Source organism: Variovorax sp. UC74_104, assembly GCF_044055375.1.
In the GTDB taxonomy this organism is placed as follows: domain Bacteria; phylum Pseudomonadota; class Gammaproteobacteria; order Burkholderiales; family Burkholderiaceae_C; genus Variovorax.
This window is the reverse complement of record NZ_CP171978.1, coordinates 6,433,262-6,456,918: the sequence shown is the minus strand read 5'-3', so window position 1 is coordinate 6,456,918 and position 23,657 is coordinate 6,433,262. Positions and strand designations below refer to the sequence as shown.

23 protein-coding genes are annotated in these 23,657 nt (G+C 68.7%); 11 read left to right on the top strand and 12 right to left on the bottom strand.

The window, feature by feature from the left end:
• Nucleotides 1–15: 15 nt before the first annotated feature.
• Together ACHMXA_RS30565 and lnt are read left to right on the top strand one after the other, a co-directional pair.
• Complete coding sequence (locus ACHMXA_RS30565) at nucleotides 16–894, top strand: HlyC/CorC family transporter (protein ID WP_126023798.1); 879 nt, start codon at nucleotides 16–18, stop codon at nucleotides 892–894.
• Nucleotides 894–2,459, top strand: a complete 1,566-nt coding sequence (gene lnt / locus ACHMXA_RS30560; protein ID WP_395317547.1) for an apolipoprotein N-acyltransferase — start codon at nucleotides 894–896, stop codon at nucleotides 2,457–2,459. Before ACHMXA_RS30565 ends, lnt begins: the two co-directional genes overlap by 1 nt.
• A gap of 6 nt (nucleotides 2,460–2,465) precedes the next feature.
• On the opposite strand, the gene ACHMXA_RS30555 is transcribed toward lnt, so the two are convergent.
• The 7 genes from ACHMXA_RS30555 to ACHMXA_RS30525 form a co-directional block, all read right to left on the bottom strand.
• Entirely contained in the window at nucleotides 2,466–3,845 is a 1,380-nt protein-coding gene (locus ACHMXA_RS30555; protein WP_395317546.1) for an FAD-binding oxidoreductase, read from the bottom strand.
• Nucleotides 3,846–3,854: 9 nt separating this feature from the next.
• On the bottom strand, nucleotides 3,855–4,664 hold the full coding sequence (locus ACHMXA_RS30550) for an ABC transporter permease (RefSeq protein WP_395317545.1): 810 nt from the start codon (nucleotides 4,662–4,664) through the stop codon (nucleotides 3,855–3,857).
• Complete coding sequence (locus ACHMXA_RS30545) at nucleotides 4,661–5,497, bottom strand: ABC transporter ATP-binding protein (protein ID WP_176668969.1); 837 nt, start codon at nucleotides 5,495–5,497, stop codon at nucleotides 4,661–4,663. The genes ACHMXA_RS30550 and ACHMXA_RS30545 overlap by 4 nt, the downstream gene beginning before the upstream one ends.
• Before the next feature lie 161 nt (nucleotides 5,498–5,658).
• Nucleotides 5,659–6,642 (bottom strand): ABC transporter substrate-binding protein, encoded by a 984-nt coding sequence (locus ACHMXA_RS30540; protein ID WP_395317544.1) that lies wholly within the window; start codon nucleotides 6,640–6,642, stop codon nucleotides 5,659–5,661.
• Between the two features lie 89 nt (nucleotides 6,643–6,731).
• A complete protein-coding gene (locus ACHMXA_RS30535; protein ID WP_395317543.1) occupies nucleotides 6,732–7,595 on the bottom strand; it encodes a creatininase family protein in 864 nt (287 codons plus the stop codon).
• A 24-nt stretch (nucleotides 7,596–7,619) separates the two neighbouring features.
• Nucleotides 7,620–8,888, bottom strand: coding sequence for an amidohydrolase family protein (locus ACHMXA_RS30530; protein WP_395317542.1), 1,269 nt, complete (start codon nucleotides 8,886–8,888; stop codon nucleotides 7,620–7,622).
• Nucleotides 8,885–9,472: an NAD(P)H-dependent oxidoreductase gene (locus ACHMXA_RS30525; protein WP_019658484.1), complete on the bottom strand. Its 588-nt coding sequence runs from the start codon at nucleotides 9,470–9,472 to the stop codon at nucleotides 8,885–8,887. Before ACHMXA_RS30525 ends, ACHMXA_RS30530 begins: the two co-directional genes overlap by 4 nt.
• Before the next feature lie 314 nt (nucleotides 9,473–9,786).
• Between ACHMXA_RS30525 and ACHMXA_RS30520 the strand changes: the two genes are divergently transcribed.
• The 6 genes from ACHMXA_RS30520 to ACHMXA_RS30495 all read left to right on the top strand — a co-directional run bounded on the left by ACHMXA_RS30520 (nucleotide 9,787) and on the right by ACHMXA_RS30495 (nucleotide 15,540).
• Complete coding sequence (locus ACHMXA_RS30520; protein WP_395317541.1) at nucleotides 9,787–10,302, top strand: spore coat U domain-containing protein; 516 nt, start codon at nucleotides 9,787–9,789, stop codon at nucleotides 10,300–10,302.
• Nucleotides 10,303–10,322: 20 nt separating this feature from the next.
• Complete coding sequence (locus tag ACHMXA_RS30515) at nucleotides 10,323–11,054, top strand: molecular chaperone (RefSeq protein ID WP_395317540.1); 732 nt, start codon at nucleotides 10,323–10,325, stop codon at nucleotides 11,052–11,054.
• Between the two features lie 40 nt (nucleotides 11,055–11,094).
• Nucleotides 11,095–13,416, top strand: a complete 2,322-nt coding sequence (locus ACHMXA_RS30510) for a fimbria/pilus outer membrane usher protein (protein ID WP_395317539.1) — start codon at nucleotides 11,095–11,097, stop codon at nucleotides 13,414–13,416.
• A complete protein-coding gene (locus tag ACHMXA_RS30505) occupies nucleotides 13,413–14,429 on the top strand; it encodes a spore coat protein U domain-containing protein (RefSeq protein ID WP_395317538.1) in 1,017 nt (338 codons plus the stop codon). Before ACHMXA_RS30510 ends, ACHMXA_RS30505 begins: the two co-directional genes overlap by 4 nt.
• A gap of 246 nt (nucleotides 14,430–14,675) precedes the next feature.
• A complete protein-coding gene (locus ACHMXA_RS30500; RefSeq protein WP_395317537.1) occupies nucleotides 14,676–15,077 on the top strand; it encodes a hypothetical protein in 402 nt (133 codons plus the stop codon).
• Between the two features lie 148 nt (nucleotides 15,078–15,225).
• Nucleotides 15,226–15,540: a hypothetical protein gene (locus tag ACHMXA_RS30495; RefSeq protein ID WP_395317536.1), complete on the top strand. Its 315-nt coding sequence runs from the start codon at nucleotides 15,226–15,228 to the stop codon at nucleotides 15,538–15,540.
• A gap of 19 nt (nucleotides 15,541–15,559) precedes the next feature.
• Here the strand turns inward: ACHMXA_RS30495 and ACHMXA_RS30490 are convergent, their stop codons facing one another.
• Both ACHMXA_RS30490 and ACHMXA_RS30485 read right to left on the bottom strand, forming a co-directional pair.
• On the bottom strand, nucleotides 15,560–16,699 hold the full coding sequence (locus ACHMXA_RS30490) for a hypothetical protein (RefSeq protein WP_395317535.1): 1,140 nt from the start codon (nucleotides 16,697–16,699) through the stop codon (nucleotides 15,560–15,562).
• Nucleotides 16,700–16,902: 203 nt separating this feature from the next.
• The gene (locus tag ACHMXA_RS30485) at nucleotides 16,903–17,580 is read right to left on the bottom strand and encodes a TetR/AcrR family transcriptional regulator (RefSeq protein WP_395317534.1); all 678 of its coding nucleotides are present in this window, start codon (nucleotides 17,578–17,580) and stop codon (nucleotides 16,903–16,905) included.
• A 448-nt stretch (nucleotides 17,581–18,028) separates the two neighbouring features.
• Here ACHMXA_RS30485 and ACHMXA_RS30480 point away from each other — a divergent pair, with 448 nt between their 5' ends.
• Nucleotides 18,029–19,099: an asparaginase gene (locus ACHMXA_RS30480; protein ID WP_176668980.1), complete on the top strand. Its 1,071-nt coding sequence runs from the start codon at nucleotides 18,029–18,031 to the stop codon at nucleotides 19,097–19,099.
• A 72-nt stretch (nucleotides 19,100–19,171) separates the two neighbouring features.
• Here ACHMXA_RS30480 and ACHMXA_RS30475 read toward each other — a convergent pair whose 3' ends face one another.
• The 3 genes from ACHMXA_RS30475 to ACHMXA_RS30465 are packed head-to-tail and all read right to left on the bottom strand — an operon-like array spanning nucleotide 19,172 to nucleotide 21,857.
• On the bottom strand, nucleotides 19,172–20,017 hold the full coding sequence (locus ACHMXA_RS30475; protein WP_395317533.1) for a phosphatase PAP2 family protein: 846 nt from the start codon (nucleotides 20,015–20,017) through the stop codon (nucleotides 19,172–19,174).
• 11 nt (nucleotides 20,018–20,028) lie between these two features.
• The gene (locus tag ACHMXA_RS30470; protein WP_395317532.1) at nucleotides 20,029–20,850 is read right to left on the bottom strand and encodes a metallophosphoesterase family protein; all 822 of its coding nucleotides are present in this window, start codon (nucleotides 20,848–20,850) and stop codon (nucleotides 20,029–20,031) included.
• Nucleotides 20,847–21,857, bottom strand: coding sequence for a diacylglycerol/lipid kinase family protein (locus ACHMXA_RS30465; RefSeq protein ID WP_395317531.1), 1,011 nt, complete (start codon nucleotides 21,855–21,857; stop codon nucleotides 20,847–20,849). The genes ACHMXA_RS30470 and ACHMXA_RS30465 overlap by 4 nt, the downstream gene beginning before the upstream one ends.
• A 228-nt stretch (nucleotides 21,858–22,085) precedes the next feature.
• Between ACHMXA_RS30465 and glyQ the strand changes: the two genes are divergently transcribed.
• Nucleotides 22,086–23,012, top strand: a complete 927-nt coding sequence (gene glyQ, locus ACHMXA_RS30460) for a glycine--tRNA ligase subunit alpha (protein WP_176668984.1) — start codon at nucleotides 22,086–22,088, stop codon at nucleotides 23,010–23,012.
• A 24-nt stretch (nucleotides 23,013–23,036) separates the two neighbouring features.
• Nucleotides 23,037–23,588 (top strand): metal-dependent hydrolase, encoded by a 552-nt coding sequence (locus tag ACHMXA_RS30455; protein WP_395317530.1) that lies wholly within the window; start codon nucleotides 23,037–23,039, stop codon nucleotides 23,586–23,588.
• Nucleotides 23,589–23,657: the final 69 nt, after the last annotated feature.

Genomic DNA, 23,657 nt, shown 5'->3' with positions numbered 1-23,657 from the left:
CTCCGCCCTCCTGCAGTGGCCGAACCTCACCCTGAACGCGCTCCCGTCGAACGGGAAGACAAGCGCAGCTTTCTCCAGAAACTCGCCGAATTCATCCACCCCGGCCCTGATTCGCGCGACGAGCTGATCGAAACCCTGGCAGACGCCGAGGACAACGAGGTGATCGGCGCGGAGTCGCGCGTGATGCTCGAAGGCGTGCTGCGCATGGCCGACATGACCGCCGGCGACGTGATGGTCGCCGCCCCGCGCATGGACCTGGTGAACATCGACGCGCCTTTCGACGCGCTGCTGCACCTGGTCATCGACACCGCGCACTCGCGCTTTCCGGTGTACGAGGGCGAGAAGGAAAACATCATCGGCATCCTGCTCGCGAAGGACCTGCTCAAGCTACAGCGCGCGCCGGGCCTGAACATCCGAGCGCTGCTACGCCCGGCCACCTTCGTGCCCGAGAGCAAGGGCCTGAACGACCTGCTGCGCGAGTTCCGCGGCAACCGCAACCACCTGGCGATCGTCATCGACGAGTTCGGCCGCGTGGCCGGCCTCATCACCATCGAGGACGTGCTCGAGCAGATCGTCGGCGAGATCGAGGACGAGTTCGACATCGCCGAGGACGAGGGCGACATCTTCGGCCTGGCCGACCACACCTACCGCGTCTCGGGCGACACGCCCATCGAGCGCGTCGCCGAGGCCTTCGGCATCGTGTTCGACGAAGAGCAGCTCAGCGAAGACTTCGACACCATCGGCGGGCTGATCGCGCACGAGATGGGTCACGTGCCCAAGCGCGGCGAGCACCATGCGATCGGCGGTTTCGACTTCGTGGTGCTGCACACCAAGGGCGGCGCGGTGCGCTGGTTCAAGGTGTCCCCGGCACGCGGCGGCGACGCGGCCGACTGATGGCTCGCGCGCCGGCTTCCTCCTTCGCCTCCTTCCTTCGTCCGCTCGGCTTCGTCGCCGCCGGGCTCGCGCAGGCGCTCTCGATGGCCTCGCCGGTCGACGGCAAGCCGCTTTGGTGGCTGCAGATGCTGTCGCTGGGCGCGCTCGTGTGGCTGCTCGACGGGCTGCGTTCGCAGGGTGCCGGCTGGCGCCGCGCCGGACTGCACGGCTGGCTGTTCTCCACCGCGTGGCTCACCGGAAGCTTCTGGTGGCTCTTCATCTCGATGCACACCTACGGCGGCCTGCCGGCGCCGCTGGCGGCCATCGCCGTGCTCGCGCTGGCTGCTGCGCTGGGCCTCTACTACGCCGTCGCCGCTGCATGGTTCGTGGTGAAGGGGCCGCAGGGGAGAGTGGCGGGCGCGCTGGTCTTCGCGGCGCTCTGGACGCTGGCCGAGCTGGTGCGTGGCAGCTGGTTCACCGGCTTCCCGTGGGGCGCGGGCGGCTATGCGCACGTGGAAGGCCCGCTTGCCGCGCTCGCGCCGTGGGTGGGCGTGTACGGCATCGGCGCCGCGGCGGCGCTGGCCGTTGCGCTGGTCGCGCTGCATCGTCCGCTGCGCATCGCGGAGGCCGTCCCAGGCATCGTGCTGATCGCGCTCGTGTTCGCCGTGCCCAACCTCGTACCAGCGCTTCGCGACGACGTGCGGGGCGACAAGGGCGCTGCGGGCAGCCTGGGCGTCGCGCTCCTGCAGGGCAACATCCCGCAGGACGAGAAGTTCATTCCCGGCGGCGGCATCGAGACCGCGCTGAGCTGGTACGGCGAGCAGCTGCGCGATGCGAAGGCTTCGCTCGTCGTCACGCCCGAGACCGCCTTGCCGCTGCTGCCGCAGCAGCTGCCCGTCGGCTATCTCGAAGCGATCAAGGCCCGCTACAGCCAGGGCAGCCAGGCCGCCATCGTCGGCCTGCCGCTGGGCGGGCAGGGCACCTACAGCAACGCGGTGCTGGGGTTCCGCCCCGGCGACGAGCAGCCCTACGCCTACAGCAAGCACCACCTGGTGCCTTTCGGCGAATTCATCCCGCTGGGCTTTCGCTGGTTCATCCAGATGATGAATATCCCGCTGGGCGACTTCGCACGCGGCGGGCTCGCCCAGGCGCCCTTCGTCTGGCAGGGCCAGCGCATCGCGCCGAACATCTGCTACGAGGACTTGTTCGGTGACGAGATCGGCGCGAACTTCCGCGACGAGGCCACTGCCCCCACCATCCTGCTCAACGTGAGCAACATCGCCTGGTTCGGCGACACGGTGGCCATCGACGAGCACCTGTCGATCTCGCGCATGCGCGCGCTCGAGTTCGCGCGGCCGATGGTGCGTTCCACTAACACCGGCGCGACCGTGGTGATCGACGCCCAGGGCCGCGTGACGCACGAGCTGCCGCGCCTTACGCGCGGCGTGCTCGAGGCGAACGTGGAAGGCCGTCGCGGCCTCACGCCCTTCGCGCGCTGGGTGGCGCCCTTCGGCCTCTGGCCGCTGTGGCTGCTGGCCATGGCCATCGTGGCGGTGGCCTGGGTGCAGGGCCGCCGCCAGAACTGAAACCGGTCAGGCTGCCGAAGCCGCCTTCACCGGCCAGTCGCGCAGCTTGCCCGGGTTCAGCAGCCCCAGCGGGTCGAAGCGCTTCTTCACCTCGATGACCTCCGGCGGCAGCGGCCCGCCGGCCTTGCCGTCTTCGACGATGTTCACGTGCGGGTTGTTGATGTGCACGCCGTGCTCGCGGTGGATGCGCATGATCTCCTGCAGCCGCTCCTCGGTGCTGAAGCGCACCAGCTGCAGCCCGCTGCAGGTCATGAGGCCGGCCACGTTGCGCAGGAACTCGATGTGCATCATCACCTCGCCCTGCTCGCCGCCCAGCAGCTTCTCCATCTCGATGACCTGCTCGACGTGCCGGCCCGGAACGAAGCCGCTCTGCAGGTAGGTCAGGTTCGGATCGATCTTCAGGGCGTGCAGCGTCGTGTGGTTCCAGGTGAATTCCATCAGCGTGCGGTTGCTCTTCTGCACCTCGGCGGCGGTCTTGCGGTAGCTGACCGTGCCGCCGTGCGCTTCCACCAGCTGCAGCATCGCGGGCTCGCACGATTCGGCCACCAGCGACAGCACCGTGTGGCAGCCCTTGGGCAGGTGCGCGGCGAGTTGCGCCAGATGGTCGGAGATCGGCGCCGCGAAGAAGGTGACGCCGCGCTTCACGATGCCCGGCGCGTGCGCGAGCTTGTCGGCGAATTGCAGCGCGCTTTCGAAGTCGCCGAAGGTCACCAGCGTCTCGAGCCACGGATGCGCGGGCGCCAGGGCGATCTCCAGCTCCAGCACGAGGCCGTTGGTGCCCCACAGGTGGTGCATGCGCATCGCCTCGGCGCCGCGCAGCTCGACGACCTGCGGCTCGGCCTCGATGGTCATCGCCCGGATGCCGATCACGTTGCCGGGCGCGCCCAGCGGCCCGTAGTTGATGGAGCCCACGCCGCCGAAGCCGCCGCCGAAGAGGCCGCCCAGCGTCGCGCTGCGGTAGGTGGAGGGCACGCAGCGCAGCTCCTGCCCCGTGGACTTGGTCTGCTTCTCGAGTTCGCCAAGGCGGATGCCCGCTTGGGCGCGCGCCACGCCGGGGCGCACCCACAGGCAGCCGTTGTAGCCCGTCATGTCGAGCACCACGCCGCCGGCCAGCGGCGTGGTCTGGCCGTAGTTGCCGGTACCGCTGCCGCGGATGGTGATCGGCACGCAGCGGCGCGCGCAGGCGCCCACCACCGCGCGGATCTCTTCCTCGGTGCGCGGTCGCACGACCACGTCGGCGCGCTTGTCCTTGAGCTGGCGTACCAGCACGGGGCTGAACCAGGAGAAGTCGGAGGACAGCCGCGTGACGCGGCTCTCATCGGTAATCCAGTCGAGGTCGGGCAGTTCGAGCAGCAGCTGCTCGATGGCGGAAACAGGGGCGTTCATGGTCAAGGTTCAATCCTGGGAAAGTTCGCTCGCATGCCACGAGCCCAGCGCCAGCTTGGTGAGCCAGGCCATCAGCACGAAGAGCGCGACACCGGTGAGGGAAATGAGCAGCAGCGCCGCGAACATGCGCGGGATGTTCAGCTGGAAGCCCGCCTGCAGGATCTGGTAGGCCAGCCCCGCGCCCGAGCCGCCGGTGCCCGCGACGAACTCCGCCACCACCGCGCCGATCAGCGCGAGGCCGCTGGAGATGCGCAGGCCGCCGAAGAAGTAGGGCAGCGCGCTCGGAATGCGCAGCCGCACCAGCTGCTGCCAGCGCGTCGCGCGGTTGAGCTTGAAGTAGCTCTGCAGGTCAGGGTCGATGCTGCGCAGGCCCAGCGTGGTGTTGCTGATGATCGGGAATAGCGCTACCAGCGCGGCGCAGACGGTCATCGCCGCCACCGGGTTCTTCACCCAGATGATGATGAGCGGCGCCACCGCCACGATGGGCGTCACCTGCAGCAGCACCGCGTACGGGAAGAGCGCGGTCTCGATGCGCTTGCTCTGCACGAACAGGAAGGAGATCAGCACGCCCGCCACCGTGGCGAGCAGGAACGACAGCACCGTGATCTTGAGCGTGACCAGCAGCGCGTTGCCCAGCGGCGCCCAGTCGGTCACCAGCGTCTGCATCATCAGGTAGGGCGAGGGCACCAGGTAGGGCGGCAGCTCCATCGCGACCACCAGCCATTGCCACAGGGCGACCAGCACCACGCCGATCAGCACCGGGTAGAGCACGCGCTGCACGCGCGGCTGAGCCAGCAGGGGAAGGGTCTTGGCACTCATCGCGCGGCCTCCTCGTCGGTGCTGCTGGCGCGCAGCAGGCTGTCCTGCAGCTGCTTGGCGTAGCGTGCGAATTCGGGCGTGACCATGAAGTCGGCGCTGCGCGGATAGGGCTCGTCGATGCGGAACTCCTCCACCACGCGGCCGGGCCGCGCCGCCATCATCACCACGCGGCTCGACAGGAACACCGCCTCGTGGATCGAGTGCGTCACGAAGATCACCGTGAGCTTCTTCTTGCGCCAGAGCTCGAGCAGGTCGGCGTCGAGCTTGTGGCGCGTGATCTCGTCGAGCGCGCCGAAGGGCTCGTCCATCAGCAGCAGGTCGGGCTGCGTGACGAGGCCGCGCGCGATCGACACGCGCATCTGCATGCCGCCCGAAAGCGCGCGCGGCAGCGCGTCGGCGAACTTCTCCAGGCCCACGAGCTCGAGCGACTCCATCACCCGCGCATCGGCCTCCTTGCGCGGTACGCCGGCCAGGTCCAGCGGCAGCCGCACGTTGGTGCGCACGCTGGCCCACGGCATCAGCGTGGGCGACTGGAACACGAAGGACATCTTGTGCGAGCTCTCGTGCAGCTGCGCCACCGGCCGGCGCCACACCAGCAGGCGGCCGTCGCTGGGCTCGAGCATGCCCGCCACCATCTTCAGCAGCGTGCTCTTGCCGCAGCCCGAGGGGCCGAGCAGGGTGACGAACTCGCCTTCGGCGATGGACAGGTCCACCGGCAGCAGCGCCTGCGTGCCGTTGGGATACGTCTTCTCGGCCGAGAGCACTTCCACCGCCGGTACGGCGGGTGCGAAATCGGGCGGGGGCGCCAGCGTGTGGGGATCGATGCGATTCACGATGTGAGTTCTCCGATACGTAGCTGCGTGAAAAATGCGCAATGGCGCGTCGCGGCCTCTTCGTGAAACACCGCCGGAACCGGCTTTGCCGGGCCGCAGGTGTTGCCCCCGGTAGGGGGTTGGCGAAGCGACACGAAGTGCGCGCAGCCTGGGGGCGAGCGTCAAGGAATGACCTTGGCGTCCTTGACGAACTCGGTCGTGTAGGTCTTGGCCAGTTCGACCTTGGCGGGGTCGAGCAGCTTCGCGCTCACCAGGAAGTCGTAGCTCGCCTTGGCGCGCGCATCCGTCATCACGCCGATCCCGAGCTTGGCCGCGTCGCCGCCGGTGACCATGCCCATCTCCTTGAGCTTGGCCACGCTGTAGGCCAGTTGGTCGTCGGTCATGTTCGGGTTGTCCTTCTTGATGAGCGCGTTGGCGGGCGCCGGATCGGCGAGGTAGCTCTTCCAGCCCTCGGCCGAGGCCTTCACGAAGGCGGCGACCTGCTTGGCGCGGTCCTTCACAGTCTTCTCCATGCACGACACGGTGGTCGCGTAGGCCGGGAAGCCGTGGTCGCTGAACATCAGCACGGTGCTCTTCACGCCGGCCTTCTGGATGGCGTAGGGCTCCGAGGTCAGGTAGCCCTGCTGCGCGGCGTTCTTGTCGGCCACGAAGGGCTGGATGTTGAAGGTGTAGGGGCGGGTCTGCTCGTCGGTGAAGCCGAACTTGGCCTTCAGCCATGGCCAGTAGCCGCGCTGGGCCTGCGCGCCGATCAGCAGCGTCTTGCCCTTGAGGTCCTCGAATTTCTTCACGTCGTCATGGGCGATCAGCACCTGCGGATCCTTCTGGAAGAAGGCCGCCACGTTGACCACCGGCACGCCGCCTTCGCGCACCTGCATCATCTGGATGTCGCTCGAACCCATGATGCAGTCGGCCTGGCCGGCGGCCATCATCTGCGTGATGTTGACCTGCGGGCCGCCCATCTTGATGGTCACGTCGAGGCCGTACTTCTTGTAGATGCCCTGCGCCACGGCCTGGTAGAAGCCGCCGTGCTCGGCCTGCGCGTACCAGTTGGTCATGTAGGTGAACTTGTCCTCGGCCTGGGCGGGCGCGGCGGCAAGGAAGGCGATGGCGGCGGCGCCGGCGATGGACAGTGCGAAGGAGCGCATGGTGAAGACCTCTCGTGGGCAGGGGAGTTGAAGAAAAAGAAGAAGAAAAACGTGAAGCGGCCGTTGCAAGAAGCGGGCTCGGTCCCCCGTCAGGCCGGCTGGAAGCTCTGCTGGATGAAGCCCTGCTGGTGCCCGCGCTCCCAGGTGGCCTCTTCTCGCACCACCCAGCGCAGCGCATGCAGCTCGGTCAGCGCCTGCACCCAGCTGTCGGAGAGCGTGTCGAGGATGGCTTCGCCCTGCTCGCGCGTGGCGGTGGTCGGGTCGCCGATCACGCCGCTCGGGCCGAAGTCGCGCGAGGTCCATGCGCAGGCGGGGCGGCCGTCGGCCGACAGCAGCTTGATCGGGAAGGGCGGCGGAAAGTTGGCGACCGCGTGCTCCATGTGCACCGTCTCGGGCGCTAGCGCGAGCATCAGCGCGGTCTCGGAATGGCCGGCGTGCATCGCGAGCTTCTTCTCCTGCTCGCTGACCTGCTTGCTGGCCGCGCTCGGCAGGCGCGACACGCCGTGCGGCACCACCACGAAGTCGCCGTGGCGCAGGCGCAGCTCGCGCGCCGCCATTTCGAGCACCTGCGGCTGGCCGCCGTGGCCGTTGGCGAACAGCAGCTTGCGAAAGCCCGAGCGGTAGACCGACTCGCCGATCTCGATCACGGTCGACAGCAGCGTGGTGCCGGTCAGCGTCATCGTGCCGGGGAAGTGCAGGTGCTCTTCCGACTTGCCATAGGTGATGGTCGGCAGCGCGAAGGCGCGCACCTCGGCGGGGAGCTTCTCGAGCGCCCTGCCCATCACGCCCGAGCAGATCACGCTGTCGACGGAGCAGGGCAGGTGCGGGCCGTGCTGCTCGATCGCGCCGCAGGGCAGCACGATGACGGTGTTCTCTCGATCGGGCAGCGCCGCGATCTCAGTCCAGCTCAGGTAGGGCAGGAAGCGGTGGGGCGGGATGTAGCCGTGGAGCATGGGAGGGTCTTTCTGGAGGAGTCGTTATCGGGGGAGGAACGGCGCCGGGTCGCCTTGCGTGACGCGGCCTTCACGCAGCACCACGCGGCCGGCGGTGCGCGAGGGCCAGCCGTGGCGGTCGGCCTGCGTGAACAGCACCAGGTCGGCGCCCTGGCCCACCAGCGTTGGCTGCGCGGCCGGGGCTTCGCGCCGCAGCCAGTCGCCGCGGCACAGCGCCTGCGACCAGTCGTCGAAAGGCTCGTCGAGCTGCGCCACCAGCGCGGCCGTGCCCAGCGCCTCGACCGGGTCGAAGCTGCCGACGCGGCAGAAAGGGTCTTGCACGTTGTCGCTCGCGAACAGCAGCGGAATGCCGCGCTCGCGCGCTTCCTTCACCAGCGTGATGCCGCGCAGGCGCGGCGTGCGGCCGGTGACGGCGTCCTGCAGCAGCAGGTTGGTGGCGGGCAGCGACACCACCGTGATCGGCGCGCGCGCCACCGCGTCGAGCGTGGCGAGGGCCTGCGCCTCGGGCTGGGCCGCGAGCGCGCAGATATGTCCGCAGACCACACAGCCCTGGTAGCCGATCTCGTTCAGGATGCGGGCGGTGGTCTGCAGGCCGACGGCCGATGCGTTGAGCTCCTCGTCGACGTGCAGGTCGATGTCGAGGTCGCAGGCCTGCGCCGACACCAGCAGGTTGCGCAGCGCGTTCTCGCTCCAGTTGGTGGAGTGCACGAAGCCGCCGAGCAGCGCATGCGGCCCGGTGGCCTTCACCTGCCTGGCGAGGCGCATGGCCTGCGCGGCGTCTTCGAAGAGCGGCAGCTTGACGAGGCTCACCTGCTCCAGCCGCACCCGGCCGGCCCATTCCTGCGCCAGCTCGGCCATCACCGGCCACGCCATCGGCACCGATTCGGGCTCCCACCAGTCGACGTGCGTGCGCAGGTGCGAGGTGCCGCATTCCCAGGCCCACTGCAGGCCGCGCGAGGCGCGCTCGCGCACGTCGGCGGGCGTCCAGTGCACGCGGTCGGAGAGCATCGCGTCGATGGCGCCGAGCAGGCCGGGCTGCACCTGCTTCATGCGCGGCAGGGTGAAGGCCTTGTCCAGGTGCGTGTGGGCGTCGACGAAGCACGGCAGGGCGAGCGCGCCGTCGAGGTTCCAGGCCGAAGGAAGCGACTCGGCCGTGGCGGGCTGCACCGATCGCACCCGGCCGGCCTCGATTGCGATGCGCGCGAGCTCCGGCACGCCGTCGCGCTGCGGCCAGTCCGCGGGCAGCAGCCAGCGGGGCAGCCGCACGTTGTCGAGCAGGGCGGGCGCGCTCATGCGAAGCGCGCCATCGCCTGGCCCACGCGTGCCATGAAGCGCTTGAGCTGGGGCTCGGTCGCGACGTTCATGTGGTAGTGGGCGTGGTAATCCACCTTGGCGCGCTGGCCGGTCAGCCGCTTCATGTACCGCGTGACGATCTTGCGCGGCGGGTCTCCCATATACATGGCCATCCAGCGCGGCCGCCCGTAGGTGACGACGGCGCTGATGCGCTTGATGTGCGTGAGCATCGGCTTGACGTTGGCGGGGTCGCTGATGTCGAAGGCCACGCCCGGCATGAAGAGCCGGTCGAAGTAGCCCTTGAGCATCGCCGGTAGCCCGAAGCACCAGGTCGGAAAGCAGAACACGATGCCCTCGGCCCACTGCAGCCGCTCCACGTACGGCTTCAGCGGCAGCTGGTTGGAAGGCACGTCGTGGTAGCCCAGGCGCTCCTCGCGCGAGAGCACGGGGTTGAAGCCTTCGGCGTAGAGGTCGCAGTCGTCCACCTCGTGCCCGGCCGCGCGCAGGTTCTTCAGAACCTCCTGGTGCAGGGCGGCGTGGAAGCTGGTTTCGACCGGATGGCAGTAGACGACGAGCACGCGCATGGTGTGTTTGACCGCTTAATCAGAGCAAGTGGTCAGGTTATGCAAGCGACGTGCCAATGCCGCCGCACCGGGTTGGGGCGGCGTGGTAAGGGCGCTACGGAACTGTCGAGAAGGTGCGGGGAGGGTGGCCGAATTTCGTAACAAAAGTCACGCAAGGCCGGGAAACGAGCGCTTGAACGGCCGAATTTCTTCGGCCGCGTAACAACAATTCACTCTTTCTTCCAATTGTTAACTAAAATTCACAGTCCCAATTTGTGAACTTTGGGCCTCATTTCTCTCTTCATCAACCGTTCGATACCCGAGAGTCCGTCCTCATGAAAAAACCTTCCCTCATCGTCGCAGCCATCTTGGCCGCCCTGGCCACCAGCGCGGCGATCGCCGACACCGCCAGTTCCACGTTCAAGGTCCTCATCACCGTGACCAAGGCCTGCTCGGTCACGGCGGGTGCGGCCTCGAACATCGACTTCGGCTCGGTGACCTCCACCGCCACCGCCCTGTCCGCCAGCAGCAACATCAGCGTGACCTGCTCCAAGTCGACGCCCTACAACATCGGCCTGCAGCCCTCGAGCACCGCCGCCACCGACACCTCCGGCGCCGGCTTCATGAGTCCCATCGTGGCTGGCCCGGACACCATTGCCTACCAGCTTCGTTCGGTGAGCTCGACAGGTCCCATCTGGGGCAACACCGCCACGCCCACCTCGGTTGGAAACGGCGTGGCCGGCACCGGCACCGGCGCGGCCCAGTCGATTCCCGTGTTCGCGACGGTCGCGAGCGCCAATGTGACGCCTGGCGCCTACGCCGACACCGTGACCGTCCAGGTCAACTACTGATCCATTGCCTGAGACTGACCGTGCACCGTCTGCTGCGCCACACCCTTGCCCTCGCGTTCGCCCTGCTGGCGCACGCGGCCGCCTCGGCGAGCGGGCTGCAGGTCTCTCCGGTCACGCTGACGCTGCAGGCCACGCAGAACGCGGATGGCCTCTGGCTCAGCAACACCGGCGAAGACGTGGTGCACGCACAGGTGCGGGTCTACCAGTGGTCGCAGGAAGCCGGCAATGAAAAGCTCACGCCTTCGCGCGAGCTCCTCGTGAGCCCGCCGATGGTGCAGCTGGCCCCGTCCGAGCGGCAGCTGATCCGCGTCATCCGCACCGGCGTTCCGGGCGGCGCGGTCGAGAACTCGTACCGGGTCATCATCGACGAGCTGCCGGTCGAAATGAAGGAAAAGAAGGGTCTGCAGCTGGTGCTGCGCTACTCGGTGCCCATCTTCATCGCAGCCGCCGGCGCGCAGCCGGCCGCGCCCCAGCTCAGCTGGTCGCTGCGCCGCGAGGGCGGCCAGGCGGTGCTCGAGGTCGCCAACGGCGGCGGCATGCACGCGCAGCTCGCCGATCTGGATTTCGTCGATACCGCCGGCAAGCGCACCCCGGTGCACGCCGGCCTGATGGGCTACGTGCTGCCGGGCGCGAACATGCGTTGGCCCTTGAAGACACCTGCGGAGGCCTTTGCCTCCGGCGGCGTCCTGGAAACGAAGATCAATGGCAACGCGACGCAGGAAAAGATTCCGCCACTTCCACGCGTCCGCTGAGCGCCTGCTCCCACTGCTGCTTCTGTCGGGTCTGGCGTCATTGGACGCTCAGGCCGAGAAGACTGCAGCCGGACCGGGCTCATGGCTGGTCGCATCCGCTGCGGAAAGCGACCTCACCGGCCCGACCGGCAACGACCTCTATCTGGAACTGAGCCTCAACGGCAACCCCCAGGGGCTGGTGCATTTCGGGCTGCGCGATCGCGAGCTCTGGGCCAGCGCCTCCACCCTGCGGCAACTGGGCTTCGTCCTGCCGCCAGGCGTGTCCGACCCGGTGAGGCTCAACAGCCTTCCCGGCGTGAAGGTCGCGTATGACGCCGCAAGGCAGAGCGTCGCCATCAACGCGCCCGCCGACGTGCTGCACCTGCCCACGACCGTGGTGAACACGTCGACGCTCGCCTCCCCCAAGGCCAGCGCCTCGCCCGGCCTGCTGCTGAACTACGACCTCTACGGCACGCAGGGCCGCGGCAACAGCACCAGCCTCAACGCGCTTGCCGAGGTGCGCGCCTTCAGCGGCAGCAGCGTGTTCACCAGCACGATGATGTCGCGCGCCTACCGCTCCGACAACGAGGACTGGAAGCATGACTCGGTGCGGCTGGACACCACCTGGAGCCGGTCTTTCCCCGACGACATGCTGACGCTGCGCGTGGGCGACACCACCACCGCGTCGCTGCCCTGGTCGCGCTCCACCCGCATCGGCGGCATCCAGCTGTCGCGCAACTTCTCGTTGCAGCCCTATCGCACGACGACCCCGCTGCCGGCGTTCCTGGGAGCGGCCGCCCTGCCATCGCAGGTGGAGCTCTACATCAACGGCCTGCGCCAGTACTCCGGCCAGGTCCCGGCCGGGCCCTTCCAGCTCAACACGGTGCCGAGCATCAACGGCGCGGGCAACGCGCAGGTGGTGCTCACCGACGCCTTCGGCCGCGCCACCACGCTCGACTTCTCGCTGTACGACACGCAGCGCCTGCTGCAGGAGGGCCTGTCCGACTGGTCCGTCGACCTCGGCATGGTGCGCAAGAGCTACGGCCTGCGCTCGAACGACTACGGCAGCGACCCCGCCGCCACCGGCACCTGGCGCTACGGCGTGAGCAACAGCTTCACGCTGGAGGCGCACGGCGAGACCACCAAGGGGCTGGTCAAGGGCGGCGTCGGCGGCGCATGGCTCTTCGGGCAGAGCGGTGTCTTCACGGGTGCCGTGGCGCACAGCAGTTATCGCGGCGAGCAGGGCTCCCTGCTCAACCTGGGCTACAGCTGGCGCGACAACCAGTTCAACTTCGCGGTCGAAGGCACGCGCACGCGCGGCGAGTACCGCGACGTCGCCTCCCTGTACGGCAGCGCGCCGCCGCGCGGCTCGGGCCGGGCGTCGATCGGCTACAGCACCAAGGACTTCGGCAGCGTCGGCCTGAGCTATCTCTACCTGCGCTATCCGGCGCAGGAGGCGACGCGCCTGGCCAGCGTCTACTGGTTCCGGGCTATCGGGAAGAGCGCCTCGATGAACGTGAGCCTCAACCAGAACCTGGTCAACCGCCGCGAGCGCAGCCTCTTCGTCGGCTTCACCTGGGCGCTGGACGGCAACATCACGGCCAGCGCCGGCGTCCAGCGCGACAACGGCAAGACCGTCTACACCGCCGACGCGCAGAGCTCGGCGCCGGGCGACGGCGGCATCGGCTGGCGCGCGGGCCTGCGCCAGGGCGGCGGCCAGAACGGCGGGCAGGCCGAGATCGACTACCTCGGCCGCTACGGCCGTGCCATGGCCGGCATCAGCGTGCTCGGCGACAACCGCTTCGCCTACGCGGGCGCCACCGGCTCGATCGCGTTCATGGGCGGCCAGCCCTTCGTGTCCCAGCGAATCGATGACGGCTTCGCGGTGGTCTCCACCGACGGCATCGCCGGCGTGCCCGTGAAACTGGAGAACCGCGACATCGGCACCACCGACGACAAGGGCATGCTGCTGGTGGCGCCGCTGCGCTCCTACCAGAACAACCAGCTGTCCATCGACCCGATGCAGTTGCCGGCCGACGTGAGGATCGAGCGTGTGCGGACCCTGGCGACGCCGAGCGACCGTGCCGGCACGCTGGTGCGCTTCGGCATCACGCCGGTCAGCGCGGCCGCTTTGCTGCTGGTGGACGAGGCGGGCAAGCCGCTGCCGCTGGGCAGCCGCGTGCGGGCCAACGGACAGGGCGGCGAGCCGGCCCTGGTCGGTTTCGATGGCGCGGTGTATCTCGAATCGCTCCAGGCCCACAACACGCTCGATGTGCAGATGCCCGCCGGCGCCTGCCGAACCAGCTTCGACTATCGCAAGGAAGGCTCGGCAGTCCCGCAGATCGGGCCGCTGCGCTGCACCAGGGAGGCCAAGACGCCATGAGTCTTCTGATCCGCATGCTTCAGGCCCTGCGCCTGCCCCTGTTCTGCACGCTGCTGTGGCTGCTGTCGGCGGGCAGCGCCCAGGCGTCGATCAATTGCACGGCATCGATGACGGCCGTGGCTTTCGGCACGGTCGACCTGGTGGCCGGCACGGCTGCGCCCGCCAACGCCACGCTGAGCTACACCTGCACCAAGAGCGGCAACACCAACACGACCGAGTACGCCAGGGTCTGCTTCAACATCGGCGACGGCAACGAGGGCCTCACGAACTTCAATCCGCGCGTCATGAAGAACACCGCGGGCGACAGCCTGAAGTTCCAGCTCTACCAGGGGGCGGGCAACACGATCTGGGGCTCGAACGGCAACGCCGCCGTGCCGAATCCGTACACCATCAACATCGCCATTCCCGCCCGGTCCAGCACCACCGCGGGCACCGCCACGATGCGCGGTGAGTTGCTCGCGGGCCAGACCACGGTGCCTCCGGGCTCGTACCAGGACAACTTCGCCGGCATCCATACCTCGATCACGCTGACGTCGAGCACGAACGCGCCTCCGACCACGTGCGGCACGACGCTGGCGGACCAGTTCGCCTTCATCGTCAGCGCCGCCATTTCCAAGAGCTGCATCGTCACGGCCGATCCGCTGAACTTCGGCTCCGTCGCGGGCCTGCCGGGCGGGGCCAACATCGACAAGGCCAGCACCATCAACGTCACCTGCACGACGCCGACCTCCTACACGGTGGCGCTGACACCGTCCAACAACGTCTCCAACGGCGCAGGGGCGATGACGCCGACGGGAGGCGTGCCCGGCAACACGGACACGGTGGCCTACCAGCTCTATCGCAACCCCGGCCGCACGAATGCATGGGGCAACGTCACCGGAAACAACACCGTTGCGGGCACGGGCAACGGGCAGGTGCAGCCACTGACCCTGTACGGCCGCGTTCTGGGAGCGAGCGCCAACGTGCGCCCCGACAGCTACCTGGACGTCGTGACGGTCACCGTGACCTACTGAACCCGGGCCCGGGCCGAGCCCTGACGAGACGAAACGGGAAGCCCGCTGGCAAATTGCGGGCAATGCGTGAAGAATGGGGCCTCACGGCCTTCATTTTTCCGCGACTCTGCCGATAAGCCTGACTGGGCATCGACCCGATGCCTCCAGGTTGCGACGAGAGGAGTTCCCATGCCCGGAAACAGGCGAACTGCAAGGGCGGCTGCACTGCGGTCGCCGCGAACGGCACCACCACTGGCGGCCGCGGGCGTGCTGCTGCTCCTGCTGCCCTTGCCACTGCAGCTCAGTTCCGCGGAGCCGGTGCGCGACATCCAGAGGGCCACGGGCCGCTTCAACATCTCCATCACCGTCCTGCCGACCTTCGAGGTGCGCGAGATCCGGTCGGTGAAAGGCGGGCACGAGTACCGTGTCTGGACCAACATGGCGTCGGTGACCATCAAGGGCCGCGAGTACCGGTTCGACAAGGTCGGTGAAGCGACCTTCGTGGTGCCCGGCACCGATGCCGACGGCCGCGAAAGCCTGGGTACCGCCTTGCACGGCGCCCTCGGTGCGATGGCTGCGACCGCGGCCGCGAGCGGCGTTGCACCGCAGGCCGCAGGCACGGCGCCCGGCGATGGCAGCAATGCCACGCGGGTGACGGTGACCTATTAATTAGTCAAGCCCATCAGCCACCAGTCAGCAGCCGGTTCCGCCGGCGGACCCTGCATTTCCTTGCGTTCCTGCCGATATCCGGAGGTCGGGCGCCGATGGCGCGCCCGCGCCTTGCGTCCTCGCGACGGGCAACAACGGATCGGGCTTCATGACGGGAAATCGGCTTCGACCGGCGCATGCCGCCCTGGCTGCGCTGATGGCGTTCGCGCCGCTGGCGTGCGTGGCGGAGAGCACCGTGGGCACCGGCTCCGCGACGGCACGGGTGCGCCTCGTGGTGGTCGTGCCGCCAGTCTTTCAGGTGCTGCGGGCCACGCGGACCGCCGAGGGGCTCGACTACCTGGTCTGGACCAACATGAGGTCGATCACCATCGGTGGGCGCGAGTACCGCTTCGCGCGGCCCGGCGAGCACACCGTGCACGTACCCGAGGCGCCGGTCGGCGCCTGGGTCGTGCACGGGCTCTAGGCTTCCGCGCTGTTCGCGCTCAGTCCTGGTTCCCGATCTCGGTGTTGTCCGGCGACAGGCACAGCGCGCCGGTGCAGTTCAGCGACCGGAAGAAGATCGGCTCGTCGGGGTTGCCGAAGTAGCGCAGGCCGGCGGCGGTCTGCTCGTTCGCCTGGATGACGTTGTTCTCCTCGAGGCCGAAGATGGTGTTGTTGGCCTTCGGAAACTCGTACTCGAAGGTGCTCGCCTGCGTCAGGTCCTTCATGTAGAGGAAGAAGCTCGGGCGGTTGCCGTCGGTGTCGGTCAGAAAGCGCTCCTTCAGCAGCCGATAGCCCAACGCGCCCTGTTCGCGGATCTGCTTCGGGACGTCGGGGAAGTCGCCGCCGACCACGCTCAGCGGGCTGATCACCGCCTTCATCTCGTAGCGAGCCGGGCTGCTCAGGTCCTTGATGAAGAAGTACGCGCTCTCGCCGTTGATCGTTCTGGGTGCGAACCACGGCCTGAAGCCGTTGGCGCCTTGCGCATTGGCGGCGTTCACCATCTCTTCCTTGGCGGTCGGGATCGGGATGGAGTTGTAGTCGTAGGTGGCCGACGAGCCCATGTCCTTGCGATAGAGCACGCCGAACACCGGATTGGTGCCGGGCGGCGGCGTGATCAGCAGCTGCGGCATCAGCTGCACGAAGACCTTGCCCTGCGCGCCCTGGTCCTTCATCTGCTGCAGCAGGCGCGGCAGCAGGTCGTGCTTGAGGATCTCGAGTTCGATCGTCTTGTACTCGTAGGTGTAGGTCGTGTCGACGTCCTTCACCACCATGAACCTGTCCTGCAGGCTCACGATGTTGCCGCCGAGCTGGCCCTCGACATAGCGGTAGCCCGCGGCGCCTTCGCGGTTCAGCAGCGCGATGTAGTCGTCGAAGCGCTTATCGGGCGGGTCGACGTCGGGGTCGCGGTCCTGCGCGAAAGTCAACCACTTGTAGTGGGCGTTGATGGGCGTCGGATTGGTGCCCGGGCCGGGCTCTTCAGGCGGCGGCTCCTTTGGCGGCTCGTTCGGCGGTGGCTCCTTCGGCGGCGGGGGTATCTGGCTGAAGAGCCCGGGGTCGAAGCTGCTGCCGCCACCCCCGCCGCCGCCACAGGCCACCAGTGCTGCCGTCGCGAGCGCGGCAAAGAACAATCTCGCTTTCATGATCCTCTACTCCTGTTCGTTCGTTGTGATTCGCCGCCGCGAAGCAAGCAAAGAAAGGCTGGGCGGCGAAGCACGCGAAGGTAGGCGCGCGGGCGCGCCCAACACAGTGCACAAAGTCACTGCGTGGCAGGAGACCGCAGGAAAGCGGAGAGAGGGTTAAGAAGAAAGGATTGGCTGCACCCGCCCGCACCCGCACCGGGCGCTCAGGACTCGATGCCGCAGCCGTGCAGAACGAAGGCCACCAGCTCGCGCGCGATGGGCTCGCGGTCGAAGGGCGCGTCGGGCGGCAGGCCGAGCATCACGCGGGTCTGGATCGCGTAGTCGGCGTAGCTCTGGGTCATGGCCCAGATGTGCATCAGCAGGAAGCGTGCGTCGAGCGGGCGCATCTGCCCGCGCGCGATCCAGCCGTTGATGACATCGATCTTCTTCTGCGTCCAGGCCCTGGCGTTGGGCCAGTAGCGGTCGAGGTTGCGCCCGCCGTCGAGGATCTCGCGGGTGAAGATGCGCGAGATCTCGGGGCTGTCGATGGCGTGGTCGAGCTTCTTGCGGATGTAGTCGCCCAGCACCGTGGCCGGGTCGCTCGCGTCCTCGAAGGAGAACACGACCTTCCAGGCGTGCAGCACCTGCATCAGAAGCTCTTCGTAGAGCTCTTCCTTGCCGGCGATGTAGTAGTGCAGCTGGGGCTTGGTGAGGCCGGCGCGCGCCGCGATGGCCTGGGTCGAGGTGCCCTTGAGGCCGTGCAGGCTGAACTCGGTCACGGCCGCGGTGCGGATCGCCGCCATGATGCGTTCGCGCCCGGGCCTGGCGCGCGACAGGGGCCCGTCGGGCGCGGGCATTTCCTGGGCGGTCGAGACGGGGAGGGCGGCGGGGTCGGCGTTCATGGTGGCGGGTGGGGCGCGGCGTGCTGCGTTCGTGCGCGCGGTCGATGGTAATACCACCCGTAAACACCGCGCCCCGCGCATGACCGCATGCCATGCCGGCATGATCGGGCAGGGCATGCGGGCATGGTTCCTGTATCTTCCTCGCCGCCCCAGGGTGAATCGACATTCAAACGCGGCCGCGTTGGCCCGCCTTGCACCCGGATGCGCGGAGGGCGGCGCAGGCCAGAGTCATCTCTGGTCAAGCCGGCCGACAAAGCAGGCGGGTGCAAGGCGGGCCAACCCGAAGGGAAGGACGAATGCCGGGGGCATTGCGGCGCTGCGCTTCGCTTGCGTAGCCGAGCTACGCGGCGCTCGCCGCGCCTTGCACTGCACCCGGCATTCGTCCTTCGCGGCCCCGTTTGAATGTCGATTCACCCTGGAAAGATTCACCTCAACACAGGAGTTCTCCATGTACCTTTCTCCCCGTTTCCGTGCCTTCGCGGCCGGTGCCGCGCTGCTGGCTGCCAGCGCGCTCGCGCAGGCGCAGCAGGCGCTGCCCAACGTGGTGATCCTCGCCACCGGCGGCACCATCGCCGGGGCCGGTGCCTCGGCCGTCAACAGCGCCACCTACGCGGCCGCCAAGGTCGGCGTCGAGAAGCTGATCGCCGGCCTGCCGGAGCTCTCCAAGGTGGCCAACGTGCGCGGCGAGCAGGTGTTCCAGGTCGCATCGGAAAGCCTGACCAACGACAACCTGCTGACGCTGGCCAAGCGCGTGTCGGCACTGTCGAAGCAGTCGGACGTGGACGGCATCGTCATCACCCACGGCACCGACACGCTGGAAGAAACCGCCTATTTCCTCACGCTGACCGTGCACACCAGCAAGCCGATCGTGGTGGTCGGCTCCATGCGCCCGGGCACCGCGCTGTCGGCCGACGGCGCACTCAACCTTTACAACGCCGTGAACGTGGCGGGCAGCAAGGACGCCATGGGCAAGGGCGTGCTCGTGACGATGAACGACAACATCGACACCGGCCGCGACGTGAGCAAGAACGTCAACATCAAGACCAGCGCCTTCTCCAGCCAGTGGGGCCCGCTGGGCATGATCGTCGAGGGCCGCAACTACTGGTTCCGCGCCCCGGTGAAGCGCCACACCATGAACTCGGAGTTCGACATCGACAGCATCACCGCGCTGCCGCCGGTGGAGATCGCGATGGGCTACGAGGGCGTGAGCTCGGTGGCCATCGACGCCATCGCCAAGAGCGGCGCCAAGGCGCTGATCCACGGCGGCACCGGCAACGGCTCGGTGGCCGACCGCATCGTTCCGAACCTGCAGAAGGCCCGCGCCGACGGCGTGATCGTGATCCGCAGCGCCCGCGTGCCCGACGGCTTCGTGATCCGCAACGCCGAGCAGCCCGACGACAAGTACGACTGGGTGGTGGCGCACGACCTGCGCCCGCAGAAGGCGCGCATCCTGGCGATGGTCGCTCTCACGAAGACCAACAACACCAAGGAACTGCAGCGCATCTTCTGGGAGTACTGATCTCCCCCGGCCTGCTCCTCGCCTCGCGGTGTTCGTTCCTCGCGAACGCCCGCCGGGCGATGCAGGCGAAGCTCAGGCCAGCGCGCGCCGCAGCCGGCGGTGGCGCGCGTACTCCAGGCCGCCCACGCACACGAGCAGCCAGGCCAGGCCGGTGAGCAGGCCGGCCACCACGTCGCTCGCGAAGTGCACCTGCAGGAAGATGCGGCTGCAGGCGATGGTCACGATGGCGCCCGCGGCGGCCATCGCACCCGGCACATGCCAGCGCACCGGCAGAGTGCGCAGCAGCAAATACAGCAGCATCCCGTAGCTCACGATCGCGCCCGCGCTGTGGCCGCTGGGAAAGCTGTAGCTCGTCTCCAGTGCCAGGCCGTGGTCGTGGATCGGGCGGGCCCGCGCGAAGATCTGCTTGAGCGCCGGGTTCAGCAACACGATGCCGACCAGCGCGAGCACCCAGCCCAGCGCCAGTCCGCGATGCCGGTGCCGCCACAGCACCGCGGCCACCAGCACGCACACCGGCCCGAGGAAGGCCGCGTCGCCCAGGTGCGTGACCCAGCTGAACACCACCAGCGCGGCGCGCGGCAGGTTCGCGGCGATGGCGTCGGTCAGCGCGTGGTCAGCCTGGCCGAGCACGTGGCCGTCGGAGATGTTCGAGGCGATCCACGCGAACAGGCTCGACGCCAGCAGGATCAGCACGAAGCCCGACGCGAAGGCGAGCGCGATGCGCGGCTCGCTGGGCTCTTCGGCGTCCTGCAGCCTGAAGTGCCGCTTCTGCAGCAGGTGGCAGGCTACGCCGGCGCCGAGCACCGAGGCCGCGAGCAGCGAGAGGAACCAGGGCAGCGCATGCGCGCCGAGATTTCCGGCGAAGACGACAAGCGGCGAAAGGGAGGGGAGGGAAGGAAGGGAGGCTTCTAGCGGCATGCGGCAGCACCCTAAGGCCGCGCTGCCTCGCTGGCAAGGGAAAGGCCGAATACTTCGGCGCAGCCGAAGGCCTTGTCCTGCGCCACGTAGTCCCAGCGTTCCACGCGGCAGGCGCGCTGGTCTTCGGCGATATCGGTGCGCACCACGTTGACCGAGTTGGGGTGTCCCGCGCGCACTCGCCGCGACACGGCCGTGCCCGCCTGCACCGCCCACGCCGTGCGCGCGCAGCCCGGGAACGCGTCGTGCAGCGGCCGCACGAAGGGCAGGTGAATGTGGCCGCCCAGGATCAGGTCGGCGCCCGCCGCGCACCAGCGCGCCACCGCGCCTTCGCGCCCGTGCAGGCGGTTGCCCAGGTCCCGCGTGCGCGTGACCATCACCGGCTGGTGCGTCACCACCACGCGCAGTTGCCCGGGCGCTGCCGCCTCGAGCCGACTTGCCACGCGCTCGACCTGTTCGGCCGAGACCGCGCCGTCCTCATGCCGGTACCAGCGCGTGGTGTTGACCGCGACCACCAGCCACCGGGCCGAGTCGAACACCGGCTCGAGATCGTCGCCGAAGGCCCGGCGGTAGCGCCCATACGGTGCGAACACGCGCGCCGCCAACTGGAACAGCGGAATGTCGTGGTTGCCCGGAATGGCCAGCACCGGCGCGGCCAGCCGGTCGGCGAAGGCGCGCGCCGCCGCGAACTGCGCCACGGTCGCGCGCTGGGTGATGTCGCCCGAGAGCACCACCAGCTCGGGCGCCAGCGCATGCGCCAGCCGCTCGAGCGCCTGCAGCACCTCGGGCTGCTCGGTGCCGAAGTGGGGGTCCGAGACCTGCAGCAGGCAGCTCATTCGCGCGCTGCCTCGAGTTCGGGCGCCGTCTCCTCCGGCCGCACCAGCCACAGCCGCTCGGGCGACACGCGGAACAGCAGCGGCATGTCGACCCAGCCGATCTCGCCGTCGGTCGCCACCTTCACGCGGCGCGGGCCCCGCTGCGCGAATGTCCGGCTCGCCTTGACGGTCAGCGACTCGAACGGAAAGGTCAGCACCTCGTCGGCGTCGCCCAGCCGCCCGAGCGCGCCGCGCACCAGCAGCCCCGGCATCGACAGCGGCCCCACCGGCTTGAGCACGATGGCGGCCAGCCGGCCCTGCTCGGGCGCATCGGCCTCGGGGATGCCGACCTGGTGCAGCTGCAACGGGTTGTTGCCGACGAACAGCGTCGGCGTGCGGATGTCGCGCTCCTTGCCGCGCCAGGCCATGCGCAGGTTCCAGTGCCGGTGGCCGCGCAGCACCGTCAGCAGCCCGGCGCCGAAGGCGATCCAGCGGCTGCGGCCGAAGCGCGACTTGTAGGTCTCGCGCTCCTCCAGCAAGTCGGCGTACAGGCCCATGCTGGCATTGACCAGGAACACCCGGTCGTTCACCAGCCCCACCTGCACCGGCCGCGGCCGTTCGGTCAGCAGGATGTGCAGCGCCTGGGCGGTGTCGCGCGGGATGCCGTGGGTGCGGCTGAAATAGTTGAAGGTGCCCTGCGGCAGCACGCCGAAGGCGCAGCCGCTGCCCAGCGTGGCCTGCGCCACCGCGTTGATGGTGCCGTCGCCGCCCGCGGCCACCACCACGCCGCCGGCTGCGCGCGCCCGCTCCACCGCCTCGCGCGCCAGCGCCTGCAGCCGGCCGGGTTCGTCGACCACGAAGATGCGCAGCCGCCGGCCGGCCGCGGCGCAGCCTTCCTCGATGACCCGGCGGGCCTCGGCCGCGTCCTCGCTGCCGGAGCCGGCGTTGAGCACGACGAAAAGAGGCGCATCGGGGGCGGGGGCGGTGTTGGGCGACTCGGGCGTCTCGGGCGGCGCGGGCACGGGCATGTCCAGGGATCTTGGGAAAAGCGGGTGGAAAAAAGAAGCGGGAGGGCGCGGGCGGCGGTGCGCCGTCGCGCGCGGCGGGAGGGGTGTTGTCGCACCCGCCGCCCGGCGCCGCCAGCAGGCGACTTCCCGCGCCGCTGTGGGAGAGTTGCCCTCCGAACGTAAAATCGCCCGCTTTCGCGGCGTGTCGCCGCGCTACCGTCCAATGTCCGGCCCGTGCCGGCCAGCTTCATGTTGACCTTCCAACAGATCATTCTCAAACTGCAGTCGTATTGGGCCGACAAGGGCTGCGCGCTGCTGCAACCGTACGACATGGAAGTGGGCGCGGGCACCTCGCACACCGCCACCTTCCTGCGCGCCCTCGGCCCCGAGCCCTGGAAAGCCGCCTACGTGCAACCCAGCCGCCGCCCCAAGGACGGCCGCTACGGCGAGAACCCCAACCGCCTGCAGCACTACTACCAGTACCAGGTGGTGCTGAAGCCGGCGCCCTCGAACATCCTCGAGCTCTACCTCGGCAGCCTCGAGGCCCTGGGCTTCGACCTGAAGAAGAACGACATCCGCTTCGTGGAAGACGACTGGGAGAACCCCACGCTCGGCGCCTGGGGCCTGGGCTGGGAGGTCTGGCTCAACGGCATGGAGGTGACGCAGTTCACCTACTTCCAGCAGGTCGGCGGCATCGACTGCAAGCCCATCACCGGCGAGATCACCTACGGCCTGGAGCGCCTGGCCATGTATCTCCAGGGCGTGGACAACGTCTACAACCTCACCTGGACCGATGGCCCCGCCGCAGGCTCCAAATTGACGTACGGCGACGTCTACAAGCAGAACGAGGTCGAGCAGTCGACCTACAACTTCGAGCACAGCGACGCCGAGTTCCTGTTCACCGCCTTCAATGCGCACGAGAAGCAGGCCAAGCACCTCATGGACGCCCAGCTCGCGCTGCCCGCCTACGAGCAGGTGCTGAAGGCCGCGCACAGCTTCAACCTGCTGGACGCGCGCGGCGCGATCAGCGTGACCGAGCGCGCCGCCTACATCGGCCGCATCCGCAACCTCGCGCGCAGCGTGGCGCAGAGCTACTACGACAGCCGCGAGCGCCTGGGCTTTCCGATGGCGCCGCGCGAATGGGTCGCGCAGATGCCCCCGAAGAAGGCTGCCTGAAGCGCCTTCGCGCACATCGCTCCCATGCCCACCGTCTTCACCCACGTCGCCGTCCCGGTCTGCGCAGCCATTGCGCTGGGCTCGCGGCGCGTGCCCGTGTCGGCGCTGCTGGCGGGCATGCTCGCGTCCATCGTGCCCGACTTCGACGGCCTGGCCTTCAAGCTCGGCATCGCCTACGGCGGCATGTCGGGGCACCGTGGCTTCACGCACACGCTGGTGTTCGCGCTGCTGCTGGGGCTCGCCGGCTGGTGGCTCGCGCCGCGCTGGGGCATGCGCCGGGCGGCGGGATGGGCATGGGTCTCGCTGTGCACCATGTCGCATCCGCTGCTGGACATGCTGACCAACGGCGGCATCGGCATCGCCTTCTTCTGGCCCTTCAGCGACGTGCGCTACTTCAGCCCGTGGCGGCCCATCGAGGTGTCGCCGATCGCGCTGAAAAAGTTCTTCTCGCCGCGCGGCGCGCAGGTGCTGTTCAACGAGATGCTCACCGTGTGGGCGCCGTTGCTGGTGGTTTCGATGGCCGTGCTCCTCGCGCGCCGCAATGTGGAGCGGCGCACCGGCGCCGTCGCCGCATGAATCGAGTCGTTCTTCCTCTTTCTTTCCCTTCCACGGCGCTGCCCCGTTGCGCGCCCGTGGCCGGTGCCG

Excerpts from the sequence above, each read along its gene's own strand:
- ACHMXA_RS30485 (WP_395317534.1), bottom strand. The coding sequence starts at position 17,580 with ATGAACGCCGACCCCGCCGCCCTCCCCGTCTCGACCGCCCAGGAAATG.
- glyQ (WP_176668984.1), top strand. The coding sequence starts at position 22,086 with ATGTTGACCTTCCAACAGATCATTCTCAAACTGCAGTCGTATTGGGCC.
- ACHMXA_RS30455 (WP_395317530.1), top strand. The coding sequence starts at position 23,037 with ATGCCCACCGTCTTCACCCACGTCGCCGTCCCGGTCTGCGCAGCCATT.
- ACHMXA_RS30490 (WP_395317535.1), bottom strand. The coding sequence starts at position 16,699 with ATGAAAGCGAGATTGTTCTTTGCCGCGCTCGCGACGGCAGCACTGGTG.
- ACHMXA_RS30550 (WP_395317545.1), bottom strand. The coding sequence starts at position 4,664 with ATGAGTGCCAAGACCCTTCCCCTGCTGGCTCAGCCGCGCGTGCAGCGC.
- ACHMXA_RS30505 (WP_395317538.1), top strand. The coding sequence starts at position 13,413 with ATGAGTCTTCTGATCCGCATGCTTCAGGCCCTGCGCCTGCCCCTGTTC.
- ACHMXA_RS30470 (WP_395317532.1), bottom strand. The coding sequence starts at position 20,850 with ATGAGCTGCCTGCTGCAGGTCTCGGACCCCCACTTCGGCACCGAGCAG.
- ACHMXA_RS30465 (WP_395317531.1), bottom strand. The coding sequence starts at position 21,857 with ATGCCCGTGCCCGCGCCGCCCGAGACGCCCGAGTCGCCCAACACCGCC.
- ACHMXA_RS30495 (WP_395317536.1), top strand. The coding sequence starts at position 15,226 with ATGACGGGAAATCGGCTTCGACCGGCGCATGCCGCCCTGGCTGCGCTG.
- ACHMXA_RS30530 (WP_395317542.1), bottom strand. The coding sequence starts at position 8,888 with ATGAGCGCGCCCGCCCTGCTCGACAACGTGCGGCTGCCCCGCTGGCTG.
- ACHMXA_RS30535 (WP_395317543.1), bottom strand. The coding sequence starts at position 7,595 with ATGCTCCACGGCTACATCCCGCCCCACCGCTTCCTGCCCTACCTGAGC.
- ACHMXA_RS30525 (WP_019658484.1), bottom strand. The coding sequence starts at position 9,472 with ATGCGCGTGCTCGTCGTCTACTGCCATCCGGTCGAAACCAGCTTCCAC.
- ACHMXA_RS30555 (WP_395317546.1), bottom strand. The coding sequence starts at position 3,845 with ATGAACGCCCCTGTTTCCGCCATCGAGCAGCTGCTGCTCGAACTGCCC.
- ACHMXA_RS30480 (WP_176668980.1), top strand. The coding sequence starts at position 18,029 with ATGTACCTTTCTCCCCGTTTCCGTGCCTTCGCGGCCGGTGCCGCGCTG.
- ACHMXA_RS30540 (WP_395317544.1), bottom strand. The coding sequence starts at position 6,642 with ATGCGCTCCTTCGCACTGTCCATCGCCGGCGCCGCCGCCATCGCCTTC.
- ACHMXA_RS30475 (WP_395317533.1), bottom strand. The coding sequence starts at position 20,017 with ATGCCGCTAGAAGCCTCCCTTCCTTCCCTCCCCTCCCTTTCGCCGCTT.
- ACHMXA_RS30520 (WP_395317541.1), top strand. The coding sequence starts at position 9,787 with ATGAAAAAACCTTCCCTCATCGTCGCAGCCATCTTGGCCGCCCTGGCC.
- lnt (WP_395317547.1), top strand. The coding sequence starts at position 894 with ATGGCTCGCGCGCCGGCTTCCTCCTTCGCCTCCTTCCTTCGTCCGCTC.